This is a genomic window from Nesterenkonia sp. AN1 (assembly GCF_000582475.1).
Taxonomy (GTDB): domain Bacteria; phylum Actinomycetota; class Actinomycetes; order Actinomycetales; family Micrococcaceae; genus Nesterenkonia; species Nesterenkonia aurantiaca.
Window position 1 is genome coordinate 161,830 of sequence record NZ_JEMO01000023.1, and the last position, 13,664, is coordinate 175,493.

General features: G+C 69.6%; 12 protein-coding genes and 1 pseudogene. 4 read left to right on the forward strand and 9 right to left on the reverse strand.

Annotation, left to right across the window (positions count from 1 at the left end):
- Nucleotides 1-4: 4 nt before the first annotated feature.
- From BG28_RS12445 to BG28_RS12460, 4 genes and pseudogenes are all read left to right on the forward strand, one after another.
- Entirely contained in the window at nucleotides 5-1,093 is a 1,089-nt protein-coding gene (locus tag BG28_RS12445; protein WP_051501420.1) for an agmatine/peptidylarginine deiminase, read from the forward strand.
- A complete protein-coding gene (locus BG28_RS12450; RefSeq protein ID WP_084479712.1) occupies nucleotides 1,090-2,916 on the forward strand; it encodes an amidase in 1,827 nt (608 codons plus the stop codon). Before BG28_RS12445 ends, BG28_RS12450 begins: the two co-directional genes overlap by 4 nt.
- Before the next feature lie 88 nt (nucleotides 2,917-3,004).
- Nucleotides 3,005-4,420 (forward strand): 4-aminobutyrate--2-oxoglutarate transaminase, encoded by a 1,416-nt coding sequence (gene gabT, locus BG28_RS12455; RefSeq protein ID WP_051501421.1) that lies wholly within the window; start codon nucleotides 3,005-3,007, stop codon nucleotides 4,418-4,420.
- Between the two features lie 3 nt (nucleotides 4,421-4,423).
- Nucleotides 4,424-5,904: pseudogene (locus BG28_RS12460) on the forward strand (NAD-dependent succinate-semialdehyde dehydrogenase).
- A 6-nt stretch (nucleotides 5,905-5,910) separates the two neighbouring features.
- Here the strand turns inward: BG28_RS12460 and BG28_RS12465 are convergent.
- The 9 genes from BG28_RS12465 to BG28_RS12505 form a co-directional block, all read right to left on the reverse strand.
- Entirely contained in the window at nucleotides 5,911-6,174 is a 264-nt protein-coding gene (locus tag BG28_RS12465; RefSeq protein ID WP_036477320.1) for a hypothetical protein, read from the reverse strand.
- Nucleotides 6,175-6,194: 20 nt separating this feature from the next.
- A complete protein-coding gene (ahcY, locus tag BG28_RS12470; protein WP_036477321.1) occupies nucleotides 6,195-7,685 on the reverse strand; it encodes an adenosylhomocysteinase in 1,491 nt (496 codons plus the stop codon).
- Between the two features lie 107 nt (nucleotides 7,686-7,792).
- Complete coding sequence (locus tag BG28_RS12475; RefSeq protein WP_036477324.1) at nucleotides 7,793-7,999, reverse strand: Trm112 family protein; 207 nt, start codon at nucleotides 7,997-7,999, stop codon at nucleotides 7,793-7,795.
- Between the two features lie 97 nt (nucleotides 8,000-8,096).
- Complete coding sequence (locus tag BG28_RS12480; protein WP_036477326.1) at nucleotides 8,097-9,620, reverse strand: SulP family inorganic anion transporter; 1,524 nt, start codon at nucleotides 9,618-9,620, stop codon at nucleotides 8,097-8,099.
- Between the two features lie 191 nt (nucleotides 9,621-9,811).
- On the reverse strand, nucleotides 9,812-10,192 hold the full coding sequence (locus BG28_RS12485; protein ID WP_341802707.1) for a MerR family transcriptional regulator: 381 nt from the start codon (nucleotides 10,190-10,192) through the stop codon (nucleotides 9,812-9,814).
- Nucleotides 10,193-10,301: 109 nt separating this feature from the next.
- Complete coding sequence (locus BG28_RS12490) at nucleotides 10,302-10,772, reverse strand: DUF3499 domain-containing protein (RefSeq protein WP_084479713.1); 471 nt, start codon at nucleotides 10,770-10,772, stop codon at nucleotides 10,302-10,304.
- Between the two features lie 125 nt (nucleotides 10,773-10,897).
- Nucleotides 10,898-11,635, reverse strand: a complete 738-nt coding sequence (locus BG28_RS12495) for an alpha/beta fold hydrolase (RefSeq protein WP_235181101.1) — start codon at nucleotides 11,633-11,635, stop codon at nucleotides 10,898-10,900.
- 242 nt (nucleotides 11,636-11,877) lie between these two features.
- Complete coding sequence (locus BG28_RS12500; RefSeq protein WP_369797247.1) at nucleotides 11,878-12,558, reverse strand: DUF5719 family protein; 681 nt, start codon at nucleotides 12,556-12,558, stop codon at nucleotides 11,878-11,880.
- Nucleotides 12,456-13,664, reverse strand: a 1,209-nt coding sequence (locus tag BG28_RS12505; RefSeq protein WP_235181102.1) for a DUF5719 family protein, incomplete at its 5' end; no start/stop codon positions are given. The genes BG28_RS12505 and BG28_RS12500, both read right to left, overlap by 103 nt.

Consider the following 13,664-nt stretch of genomic DNA (forward strand, 5'->3'; position numbering starts at 1 on the left):
CCCCATGACCTCCTCCCCCCACCTCGACCTGCGAATGCCCCCGGAATGGGCGCCGCATGAGCGCACCTGGATGGCGTTCCCCTGCGCCAACGCCACCTTCGGTGCACCTGGATCCGCCACCCTCGACGCCGCCCGGGCGGCCTGGGTCCGGGTGGCGAAGCTGATCGCCGAGCACGAACCGGTCACCGTGGTGGTGGCCCCTATGGATCTCACCGTGGCCCAGGAGCTGCTCGGTGACACGGTCACGCTGCGGCCGCTGCCGCTGGATGACGCCTGGATGCGCGACATCGGACCGACCTTCGTCCACCGGTCCGACGGCGAGCTCGCCGCGGTGGACTGGGTGTTCAACGGCTGGGGCGCACAGAGCTGGGCCAGCTGGAACAAGGACGAGCACATCGCCGCCGCGGTCACCGCCGCGACCGGGGCCGTGCGGGTCACCAGTCGGCTGATCAACGAGGGCGGCGCCTTCCACGTCGATGGTCGCGGCACGGTGCTGCTGACCGAGACGGTCCAGCGCGATCTGGGCCGCAACCCCGGGATGTCCCACGCCCAGATCGAGGCCGAGCTGCACTCCGCGCTGGGCACCACCCACGCCGTCTGGTTCCCGCGCGGGCTGACCCGGGACTATGCGGAGTTCGGCACCCGCGGCCATGTGGACATGTTCGCGGCCTTCACCCCCTCCGGAAGCATCCTGCTGCACCGCCAGGACAACCCGGCCCACCCGGACCATGCGGTCACCCGTGAGCTGCGCGGCTTCCTGGAGACCGCCCGCGACGCCGCCGGTGAGCCCTTCGACATCATCGACGTCCCGGCGCCGGCGACCATCCTCGCGGACGGGGAGCATGTGGACTGGACCTATATCAACCACTACGTGGCCAACGGGGTGGTGCTGCTCTGCGCCTACGACGACCCTGCCGACGAGGAAGCAGCCGCGATCCTCGCCAAGGCCTACCCCGACCGGCGCATCGAGCTTCTCGACGCCCGGGACATCCTGCGCTTCGGCGGCGGCATCCACTGCATCACCCAGCAGCAGCCCGCCGCGGTGAACCCCGCCGCACCCCTGGACCTCCTTCCCGGAGACCCTGACCGATGAGCGGCTCACCATCGAGCGGCTCCTCTGCGAGCCGGCCTCCGGCGAGCGCGGAGACCACCGAGACTGCCACGACCAGCGGGGCGGGCTTCGACGTCGTCGAGGCCAGCATCGCCGAGCTGCGCGCGGCGTTCGAGCAGGGCAGCGTCACCAGCGAGCAGCTGGTGCAGGCCTATCTGGACCGGATCGAGGCCTATGACCGGCGGGAGGACCGGCAGGGCCCGGGGCTCAACGCCATGGTCGTGATGAATCCCGCCGCCCTGGATGAGGCCCGCGCCTCCGACGCCCGCCGCGCCGCAGGTCAGCCTCGCGGGGCGCTTGACGGGATTCCCTACACCGCCAAGGACAGCTATCGGGTGGCCGGGCTGAGCGTCGCCGCGGGCTCCCCGGCGTTCGCGGACCTGATGGCCGGCGGGGACTGCTTCGTGGTGGAGCGGCTGCGCGGCGCCGGTGCGATCCTGCTGGGGCTCACCAACATGCCCCCCTTGGCGAATGGAGGCATGCAGCGCGGCCTCTATGGCCGGGCCGAGAGCCCCTATAACCCCGCTTATCTGACCTCGGCCTTCGGCTCTGGTTCGTCCAACGGCTCCGGCACCGCCACCGCGGCCAGCTTCGCCAGCTTCGGGCTGGCTGAGGAGACCTGGTCTTCGGGGCGAGCCCCGGCGTCGAACAACGCGCTCTGCGCCTATACCCCGTCCTGGGGCCTGATCTCGATGCGGGGCAACTGGCCGCTGGTGCCGACCATGGACGTCGTCGTGCCGCATACTCGCACGATGGCCGACCTGCTCGAGGTCTTGGAGGTGATCGTGGCCGAGGACCCGCAGCCGCGCGGGGACTTCTGGCGGACCCAGCTCTGGCACCCGCTGCCCCCGGTCTCCGAGCTGCGACCGGCCTCCTATGCCGCGCTGCACATCTCGGATCCCGCGGCTGCCCGCGAGACGCTTGGCGGGCTGCGCATCGGGGCTCCCCAGATGTATCTGGGCGAGGACCCCGAGGCGGGGACCGCTCCGCCCTCACCCGAGGGCATCACCGGCATCGGCGGATCCACCGGCCGCCCGGTGATCCCACGCGCCTCGGTGCTGGAGCTCTGGCGGGCCGCCGTGGCAAGCCTCACCGCTGCCGGCGCGACTCTCACTCCCAGTGACCTGCCGGTGGTGACGAACTACGAGGGCGACCGGCCCGGGGCACCGAGCATCGCGACCCGGGGCCTGGTCCCCGCGGAGTATCTGCGCCAGGAGGTGGGGCTGCTCTCGGCCTGGGCCTGCGAGGACTTTCTGGCCGCCAACGCCGATCCAGCGCTGCACAGCCTGGTCCGGGTCGACGGCCGCGAGATCTTCCCTGCTCCTCCTTCAGCTCTGCCGGACCGCTATGACGGCTTCGAGGATGACATTGCGGGCCTGCCGGACCTGGTGCGCACCCACCCGGACCTGCAGCTGCGGCGCCTGCCGTGGATGCAGGAGGGCATCGACGGGCTGCTGCGCACCCGCGAGCTGGACTTCGACCGATGGATGGAGCAGCACGGCCTCGACGTCATCGCCTTCCCCGCCGTGGCCGACGTCGGACCCGCCGACGCCGATCACTCGGTGGACTCCGCGGATCTGGCCTGGCGCAACGGGGTCTGGGTCGCGAACGGGAATCTGGTCTGGCGCCACCTGGGGATCCCCACCGTGACGGTGCCCATGGGCACCATGGGTGACACCTCGATGCCGGTGGGGCTGACCTTCGCCGGCCGCGCCTATGACGATGCCCGGCTGCTGCGCATCGCGGCAGCCTTCGAATCCACCGGCTCCCGCCGCACCGAACCCCCGCTGACCCCCCGACTCTGAGCCGGTCCAGCGCCGAGGCCACCTGCGCCCCGGGCCCCCGCTGAGACCACCGCTGCGCACCCGCCCCTCCTTCGAAAGGCAGACCCCGATGACCGATCCCACCAGCACCCGCCAAGGCGCACTCCCTGCACTCTCGGCGCTGCCCACCCGGCTTCCGCAGCGTCGTGAGCTGCTCACCGAGGTGCCGGGCCCCGCCTCGAAGCGGCTCGCCCAGCGCCGGGCCGCCGCGGTGGCCTCCAGCGCGGTCTCCGTGATGCCGGTCTATGTCGCCGACGCCGACGGCGCCGTGATCCGCGACGTGGACGGCAACAGCTTCGTGGACCTGGGCTCGGGGATCGCGGTGACCTCCGTGGGAGCCAGTGCCCCCGCCGTCGTCGCCGCGGTGGCTGAGCAGGTGGCGCACTTCACGCACACCTGTTTCATGGTCACCCCCTATGAGGGATACATCGAGGTGGCCGAGGAGCTGGGCCGGCTGACCCCCGGTGATCACGCCAAGCACACGGTGCTGTTCAACTCCGGCGCGGAGGCGGTGGAGAACGCGGTGAAGATCGCTCGGCTCGCCACGGGCCGACAGGCCGTGGTGGCCTTCGACCACGCCTATCACGGGCGCACGAACCTCACGATGGCGCTGACCGCGAAGTCCATGCCGTATAAGACCAATTTCGGGCCCTTCGCACCGGAGGTCTACCGGATGCCGATGAGCTACCCCTACCGCGACGCGCACCCGCATATCAGCGGCAAGACCGCGGCGAAGCGGGCGATCGATCAGATGGAGAAGCAGATCGGCGCCAGCTCCCTCGCCGCGATCCTGATCGAACCCATCCAGGGTGAGGGCGGATTCATCGTTCCCGCCGAGGGGTTCCTGCCCACCCTGGCCGAGTGGGCGCGCGAACACGGCGTCGTGTTCATCGCCGACGAGGTCCAGTCGGGGTTCTGCCGCACCGGCGACTGGTTCGCCTCTGAGCACGAGGGCGTCGTCCCGGACCTGATCACCATGGCCAAGGGGATCGCCGGCGGGATGCCGCTCTCGGCAGTCACCGGACGGGCGGATCTGCTCGACGCCGTGCACCCCGGCGGTCTCGGCGGCACCTACGGCGGAAACCCCGTGGCCTGCGCCGCAGCCCTGGCGGCGATCAAGACCATGGAAGAGCACGACCTCGCCGGGAGGGCTCGAGCCATCGAGGCCCTGGTGCTGCCCCGGCTGCGCGCCCTGGCAGATGAGCTGGGCACCGCGGAGGGCCCGATCGGCGATGTCCGGGGTCGCGGCGCGATGCTGGCGATCGAACTGGTCCACTCGGGCAGCACCGTGCCGGACCCGGAGACGACTCGCGCCGTGGCGGCTGATTGTCTGGCCCAGGGCGTCCTGGTGCTGACCTGCGGCACCTACGGCAATGTCCTGCGGCTGCTGCCCCCGCTGGTGATCAGCGAGGAGCTGCTCAGCGAGGCCCTCGACGTCCTGGAGGGCGCGCTGCGCCGGCACAGCGTCGCGGCTCAGGAGGTCTGAACCATGGACGTGTCGCCACAGCGCCTGGATGCGCTGCTCACTCAGACCCCGACCAGCCTGTTCCTCGACGGGCAGTGGCGTCAGGCCAGCTCCGGGGCCCGCTTCGCGGTGAAGAACCCTGCCACCGAGGAGACCCTGGCCAGCGTCGCCTCCGCGGGCGCCGACGATGCCCGTGCCGCGATGGATGCGGCGGCCTCGGCACAGGACTCCTGGGGCCGGACCCCGTCACGGCAGCGCGCGGAGATCCTGCGGCGCGGATTCGACCTGGTGCAGGACCACGCCGAGCAGCTGGCCCTGCTGATGACCCTCGAGATGGGCAAACCCCTGGTCCAGTCCCAGGGCGAGGTCGTCTACGGCGGAGAGTTCCTGCGCTGGTTCTCCGAGGAGGCGGTGCGCGATCACGGCCGCTACGCCGACACCCCTGAGGGGACCCTGCGGATGCTGGTCACCCGCAAGCCGGTGGGCCCGTGTCTGCTGATCACCCGTGGAACTTCCCGCTGGCGATGGCCACCCGGAAGGTCGCGCCAGCACTCGCCGCCGGGTGCACGATGATCCTCAAACCCGCCGCGCTGACCCCGCTGACCACGCTGTACCTCACCGCGCTGCTGGTCGAGGCCGGGCTGCCTGCTGGGGTGCTCAACGTGCTGCCCACCGACACCCCCGCCGCGGTCTCCGAGCCGCTGCTGGCCGACCCGCGGCTGCGCAAGATCTCCTTCACCGGGTCCACCGCCGTGGGCAAGCACCTGATGAATCAGGCGACCGAGAATGTGCTGCGAACCTCCATGGAGCTCGGCGGCAACGGTCCGCTGATCGTGTTCGAGGATGCGGACCTGGACAAGGCCGTGGCCGGGGCGCTGGCCGCAAAGATGCGCAACATGGGCGAGGCCTGCACCGCTGCCAATCGAATCCTGGTCCACGAATCGGTGGCGGAGGAGTTCACGGCGAAGCTCGCGCAGCGCATGTCCGCGCTGAAGGTCGGTTCCGGGCTCGAGGAGGGGGTCGACGTCGGCCCGCTGATCGACGCGAAGGCCTGTGCCTCGGTGGCGGAGCTGGTCGAGGACGCGGTGCAGCGCGGAGCCGAGGTGGTCCTCGGCGGAGGCGCTGTGGAGGGCCCGGGACATTTCTTCGCGCCCACGCTGCTGCGCAACGTCTCCCCCGATGCCCGGGTGGTGAAGGAGGAGATCTTCGGGCCGGTGGCACCGGTGCTGACCTTCGGCAACGAGGATGAGGCGGTGGCGATGGCGAACGCCACCGAATACGGGCTGGCCTCCTACGTGTTCACCGAGAACATCTCCCGCGGCCTGCGCATCGGGGACCGGATCGACTTCGGCCTGCTCGGCCTCAACGTCGGGGTGATCTCCAACGCCGCCGCGCCCTTCGGCGGGGTCAAGCAGTCCGGGCTGGGCCGCGAGGGCGGCGCGGAGGGACTCGCCGAGTACACCAGCACCCAGTACATCGGGATCGAGAGCCCCTGGAGCAGCTAGAGGCGATCACCGGGTCATGGCCTCGGACACGGAGGCTGCGAAGACCCAGGCCGGCACGGCGAAGAAGCCTACGAAGGCGCTGACCACGGCGAGCCCCCAGCTGCGGCCCCATAATGCCAGCCCGGCCCCGATCAGACCGCAGACGAACGGCGCGCCCATCAGCCAGAGGCTCACGGGCGCGCCGTCGTCGTTGAAGTCGACCAGCAGCACCGGTGACACCACCGCAAGCCCCAGGAAGACCAGGGCCGCGGTGAGTCGCCAGCGGTACATGCGGGATCAGCGGCGGTAGATCAGTACCGGTAGTGCTCCGGCTTATACGGCCCGGCCACGTCCACCCCGAGGTAGTCGGCCTGGTCCTTGGAGAGCTCGGTGAGCCGGGCGCCCAGGGCGTCGAGGTGCAGCCGGGCGACCTTCTCGTCGAGGACCTTGGGCAGCACGTAGACGTCGGTCTCGTAGCGGTCCGCCCCGGTGTAGTCCGGAGCGGTCTTTGCGAAGAGCTCGATCTGCGCGATGGTCTGGTTCGCGAAGGAGGAGCTCATCACGAAGCTCGGGTGCCCGGTGGCGTTGCCCAGGTTCAGCAGCCGGCCCTCGGAGAGCAGGATGATCGAGTGGCCCTGGGCGCGGGTGCCGTCGGCGGGCATGACCCACTCGTGCACCTGCGGCTTGATCTCGACCTTCTGCACGCCGGGGATCGCGGCCAGACCGGCGATGTCCACCTCGTTGTCGAAATGTCCGACGTTGCCGACGATGGCCTTGTTCTTCATCTTCTGCATCGCCTCGGCGGAGATGATGTCCTTGCCGCCGGTGGTGGTGATGAAGATGTCACCGGTCTCCAGGACGTCTTCCAGGCGGGCGACCTGGTAGCCGTCCATGGCAGCCTGCAGCGCGTTGATCGGGTCGATCTCGGTGATGATCACCCGGGAGCCCTGGCCGCGCAGCGCCTCGGCCGCACCCTTGCCCACATCGCCGTAGCCGCAGACCACGGAGACCTTGCCGCCGATGAGCACATCGGTGGCGCGCATGATGCCATCGGGCAGCGAGTGCCGCACGCCGTACTTATTGTCGAACTTTGACTTGGTGACCGAGTCGTTGACGTTGATCGCCGGGAACAGCAGCTTGCCCTCGCGAGCGAACTGATACAGCCGGTTCACCCCGGTGGTGGTCTCTTCGGTGACCCCGCGCAGGTTCTTCGCGATCCCGGTCCAGCGCTGCGGGTTCTCCTGAAGGGACTTGCGCAGCGTGGCCAGCACGTAGTGGTACTCCTCGGGATCGGAGTCCTGCGCCGAGGGCACCGCACCGGCGGCCTCGAACTCGACGCCCTTGTGGACCAGCATGGTGGCGTCGGCGCCGTCGTCGAGGATCATGTTCGCGCCCACCGTGGGGTCCTCATCGACTCCGGGCCAGGCGAAGATCTGGCTGGCGGTCCACCAGTACTCTTCGAGGGACTCGTTCTTCCAGGCGAAGACCGGGACGCCCTGCGGGTCCTCCGGAGTGCCGTGCGGACCGACGACGACGGCGGCGGCCGCCTCGTCCTGGGTGGAGAAGATGTTGCAGGAGGCCCAGCGGACCTCGGCGCCCAGCGCGGTCAGGGTCTCGATCAGCACGGCGGTCTGCACCGTCATATGCAGCGATCCGGCGATCCGGGCTCCGGCCAGCGGCTGGGACTCGCCATACTCCGCGCGCAGGGACATCAGTCCGGGCATCTCGTGCTCGGCCAGTCGGATCTGGTGGCGGCCGGCTTCGTGGGAGGTGATGTCCGCGATGCGGTAGTCGAAACTCATAGGTATAGAAGTCCTTCTGCTGTCTGGGGTAAAGGTCTGATGCCGTGCGTGGTCACGTCCGGCGGGCTGGCTCGGGCTCTGGGTCTGGGTCTGGCTCAGGTTCGGGCTCAGCGCGGGGCGAGAAGCTTCGGCACGCCGCGTTCAATCGGGTAGCGCAGGTTGGGATCCAGGGTGGAGATCAGCTGATCCCCGTCCTGGCGCAGGGTGCTGCCACTGACCGGGCAGCGCAGGATCTTGAGCAGATTCTCAGAGAGTGCGCCGGCGGGCGGCCCCGGGGCGGGGTGCGGCGCGGCGGAAGGCTGGGCACTGGGCATGGCCCCAGCCTACCGCGCAGGCCACGGCACAGGGCCGGCGTCGTCATCCGAGGACACCGGCCCTGGGTGCAGTCAGGCCATGCTGTTGCGGGGCGGGTCAGTGACCGGCGCCGAGGTTGCCCGCCATCCGCTCGTGCAGTGCGGCACTGGCGGTGTTGAGTCCGGAGATCTCCACCCGCTTGCCGTATTTGGAGTACTTCTCGGTGATCGCGTCCAGCGAGGCCACCGTGGAGGCGTCCCAGACGTGGGAGTTGTACATGTCGATCACCACGTGATCGGGATCCTCCGCGTAGTTGAACTGGGTGTAGAGATCATTCGATGAGGCGAAGAACAGCTCGCCGGAGACCTCGTACTTCACCATCTCCTCGCCGAAGTGCTGCTCGATCCGGCGCTCCACCGTGGCCAGGTGGGCCACCCTTCGGGCGAAGAGCACCATTGCGGTGAGCACACCGAGCCCGACGCCGATCGCGAGGTTATGCGTCCAGACGGTGGCGATCACGGTGACCACCATGACCGAGGTCTCGGACTTGGGCATCATCTTCAGCGTGGAAGGCTTGATGCTGTGCCAGTCGAAGGTGGCCACCGAGACGAAGATCATCACCGCGACCAGCGCGGCCATCGGCATGAGGGCGACGATATCTCCGAGGCTCACGGCGAGGATCAGGATGAAGATGCCGGCCATAAAGGTGGAGATCCGGGTGCGAGCTCCAGAGGCCTTCACATTGATCATGGTCTGACCCACCATCGCGCAGCCGCCCATGCCGCCGAAGAAGCCGGTGATGATGTTTGCCGCGCCCTGGCCCCAGGACTCGCGGACCTTGTCGGAGCGGGTGTCGGTGACGTCGTCGACCAGCTTCGCGGTCATCAGCGACTCCAGGAGTCCGACGGCCGCCATGCCCAGCGCGAAGGGCGCGATGATCTGGAAGGTCTCCATGGTGAAGGGGACGTCCGGGATGAACAGCTCAGGGATCGACTCGGGCAGTTCGCCCTTGTCTCCCACGGTGGGGACGTTCAGCGCGAAGACCACTGCCAGCACGGTGAGCAGCGCGATGGCGATCAGCGGCGCCGGGACCACCGTGGTGATCCGTGGCAACAGGTAGATGATCACCAGACCCACCGCCACCATCGGATAGACCAGCCAGGGGACGCCGATCAGGTCGGGGAACTGCGAGGTGAAGATCAGGATCGCCAGAGCATTGACGAAGCCGACCATCACCGAGCGCGGGATGAACCGCATCAGCTTGGCCACACCCAGGACCGCGAGCAGCACCTGAAAGACGCCGGCGAGGATGACCGTGGCAATGAGGTACTCAATGCCGTGGCTCGCCACCAGCGGGGCGATCACCAGAGCGGTCGCCGCGGTGGCGGCTGAGATCATCGCGGGGCGTCCGCCGAGGAACGCGATCGAGACCGCCATGGTGAAGGAGGCGAAGAGTCCGTACCGCGGGTCCACGCCGGCGATGATCGAGAACGCGATGGCCTCGGGAATCAGGGCCAGCGCCACGACGAGCCCGGCAAGGATCTCGGTCTTGAGCAGCCGCGGGGACTTCAGCGTGCGAAGAACTGACTGCCGCTGTTCCGGGGTCAGCTCCTCGGCGACGGCCGTGGGAGTGGGGGCCATGAGGCTCCGTTCGCGGGTTGTGGACACGGCGGTGTCCCTTGAATTGATTGAGCGGTGCGGGGCGCGGCGTTGCGCAGAGAAGAACGGGGAACCGGTGAGCCGAGCTCCAACCAGGCACGACAGAGACCCTACTCTAACGTTAGGGTAGGGTTCGATTCATGTGAGCAACGTCTCAGGGAATGGACGGATGCTCAGCTGTCGAGCTGGTGGCTCAGCTGCTCGGCCAAAAGGTCAGCCTGTTTCAGGTAGGCGGCGAGCTTCTCTCGCTCGCGCACCACGTGGTCCAGGGACGCCTGGGCACGTTCACGCTGTTCGGCGTCGAGCGAATCCAGCTCCAGCAGCGCGACGACCTCGGTGAGCTCCTCGAGGCTGAACCCCAGTGGCTTGAGGTACTTGATCCGCATCAGTCGCTGCTGGTCCGCCTCGCTGAAGAGCCGGAAGCCGCCCTCGGTCCGACCGCTGGCAGGGAGCAGACCGACGTCGCCGTAGTGCCGGATGGTCCGCAGTGACATGCCGGTGCGGTCAGCGAGCTCGCCGATGTGCATCGTCTGCGCGTGCGCATCTGTTCTCACGTGACCTCCCGATGTCATTGGCGATTCACTCTACCAACGCCTGCGGGCGCAGGACCCGGGATGCGGTCTCCCCAACGGGGGCCACGCGCGCTGCGGCCCAGTCCTCGGCTCAGTCCTCGAGCATCCGCAGATGGCCGCGGGAGATCCCGGGGCCTCCGGCGCGGACCGGTGGCGCCATGCGTTCGCGCGTGGAGCGGGTGGGCAGCTCCGGCTCGGAGCCGCGTTCGGCTCTCGGCCCCTGGGATGAGTGGTCCGTCTGGCCCGACTGCTCCGCCTCGCGCTGGGCCTTCTGGGCCAGCGCCCAGGCGGCCTGGACCTCGGGAGACTCGCGCACGGCGTCGGCCAGTGCCAGGAGGTCATCCTCCTGCTTCGGCGCTGAGGACAGCGTGAGTCGCAGCACCTCCCAACCGCGCGGCGGGGTGACCGATGCGGCGTGCCGGTCGCAGAGATCGTAGGTGTGCGGCTCCGCGTAGACGCTCAGCGGACCCACCACCACGGTGGAGTCCTTATAGGAGTAGGTCAGGGTGGCGGCGGCAGGCCGCTCACAGCTGTTTCTGGTGCATCGACGCGAGGAATCCACGAGAGACCACCCTAGCAACCACTCCCCCAGACGCCGGTCAGGCGCGGCGGCCGATCGGTGCGGGCATGTTCCCACCTGGATCAGGGAGCAGGCCTGCTCCGCCCCCGCTGTGGGCCCGCACGGTGTCAGATCCGCGGCCCCATGTGCTCCAGGAACCTGATGATCGCGCGTTCGGTGAGCTCGGGCTGCTGTGACTGCGGGTAGTGTCCCGCCTGCGGCACCATCACGACGTCGGCCTTCAGCGTCTCCCCGATCCAGTGCGCCTCTGCCTCGGGGTCTTTGAAGTCGGGGTCCCGTTCTCCCATCACCACCAGCACCGGAGCGCTGACCTCCAGGAGTCGGGCCTCAGCCGGGGCATGGTCGGTCTGCCGGGTGGTGAGCGAGAACGCCCGAGCATAGGCGGGGCGGCGCAGGCTGGCGATGACCGTGTTGCGGTAGTCCGTGAAGTCCACCGGCTTCTTCCCCGAGTACAGCGTGGGCATATAGGCCTTCCACATCGACGCGACCCAGAACGGAGAGGTCATCGCGCGGAAGATCGCCAGGCTGATCCGTCCGGCCGGCGGGTTCCGCACGAAGGGCCCCAGCAGCACCAGACCGTCGACCTGCTGCGGGTGATCGGCCGCCACGATCACCCCGGCCCCGGCGGCGAGCGAGTTGCCGATGAGCACCGCAGGGCCGCCGAGCGAGTCGATCAGCGCGCTGAGGTCCGAGGCGGTCTCAAGATCACCGTAGGCGGAGAAGCTCGGGTCGCTCTCGCCGTGGCCGCGCAGATCCGTGGTCACCACGGTGTAGCCCGCCTGCACCAGTCCCGGTGCCAGGAACCGATAGCTGGAGCGCAGCTCGCCCATCCCGGGCACGAGCACCAGGAGCGGACCGGTGCCTTCGAGTCGTAGGCGAGCTTCCCCTCGGGGCGCTGCAGGAACTGCGTGGAGGGAGCGGCCGCGGCGGCAGAGGAGCTCATATCGGGAATGCTCCACAGTCGCTCAGGCCGCTGTCAATGGTCTGCGCCGCGCGGGGCGCTGCCGGCTCGGCCCGCCGGCCCAGTCCGCTCGTCCAACTTACGGGCTCAGCGCTCCGGCCCAGCGCGCGGGCCCAGCGCGCGGGCTCAGCGCAGCAGCCGCACCGGCACGTGCTCCTGGGCGCCGCGCAGCTGCGAGACGGGGGTCAGGCTGAACTGATCTTCGTCGGTGGTACTGGTCATCGTGGCGTGGACGCTGCCCTCGCCGTCGAGCTGCGGATCCTCGAACACGATCACCGCAGCCTCCTGGCCGCCCTCGGGTTCCGCGGCAGCCAGATCCTCGGCGGAGACGACGCTCGCGCCACCAGCCGGGAGCTCCACGCTCTGCTCGGGGCCGAACTCTCCCTCGGTGTCCATCACTCGGTAGGCGATGCTGCCCGAGGCTGCGGAGGCGAACAGGTGCAGCTCCGTCTCACCGAGCTGCGGCAGCAGGGTGCCGTAACCCTCCTGCAGAGCCGCGGCCGGAGCGGCCCAGCTGAAGTCTGAGCCGGTCTCGGTCTCGCTGCGCACCGCCACGTAGGCGGGAACATCGGTGCGCACCCGGATATCGCTGACGCCGGGCTCGAGCCCGCGCAGGTTCACCGCGTCGATCTCGCCGCCGTTGACCGTGAAGACCCCAGGGGTCTCGATGACCTGCTGGCCGTCTTCGCCGTAGACCTGCAGCTCTACGGTCGCGCCCTGGTCGCCCGGGACGTGGATCCAGAGCTCCGGCGGAGTGGTGGACTCTTCGTCCGCCTGCTCTGCCGAGTCCGGGACGCCTTCGGGGATGGCACCCCGGGCATCAGGTGTTCGGAGCCCGGTGCGGTCAGCCGAGGCAGGAACTCCACGCCGGTGCCGGTCAGTCCCGCAGCGCGCGAGGACTGCAGCTGGGCGGTGACCGGCGCTCCTGCCGAACGGACCTGCACCCCCAGATCCGAGCCGGCCGAGGCCAGCCCGGCGATGTTCACGGAGCGAGTCGTCTGGCCAGGGACCACCACGGAACGTGTCCCGGTGGCCCCGCGGTCACCGTCGGAATCCACACTGGTGACCTCCACGGTGGCGGAGCGGTCGAAGGGGTTCGCCAGAGTCAGCAGCGAGGTGGACCCGGCCGCGACCTCCGGGCCGAAGAACCACTGCCCGCGCTCTGGCGCGGTGCACTGACCGACCGCGAGACCGGCCACCGGGCCGTCCTGAGCCTCGTACTCGTAGAGCGCCGCGGCAGCGAGCGCACCGCCATCGGGGGGCGCGGAGGCCTCCAGCAGCGGGGGCCGAGCGACGTCGAGGGCCGATTCATGGACCGCCTCGCGCTGACTCAGCCCGGCGTCCGCAGAGTCTTCGGCATCTGAGTCTGTGTCAGCGGTCTCGGCGGGGTTGGTGGATTCTGCCGCGGAGGCGTCGGTGACGGGGGTTTCGTTGATCCGCTCGTCCTGGTTCAGCTGGGCCCACGAGGAGTCGGGGAAGGACCCGCTGAGGTCCGTGGCGAAGAGCACCGCGGAAAAGCGTGAGTCGGCCGAGGAGTCCCGGTCGCGGTACTCCAGCTGACCATCGGTGCTCAGGGAGTCGGGCTGACCGGGCAGCGGGGGGCAGATGAAGGTCGCGCCGGCCTGGGGAGCCGTCACGGAGGCGCCGCCCAGCGCTGCGGCGGCTGGCTGTGGCTCTCCGGGTGCCCCCGTGGCGGCCTGGGAATGACCGTCCATGAGTCCATCCAGCGCCACGGATCCGACCATGGTGGCCAGGACGCCCGCGGTCACGACGACGGCGGCGGCACGGGAGTTTGCACCTCGTCGCTCTCGCCGAGTGCCCTTGCGACGGGGCCGGGGCTGGGGACGGGAGCGGGGCTGGGGCCCCGGGGCACTTGGGCGCCGCGCCGCGGTCGGCGTCGGCCGGGAATCGCC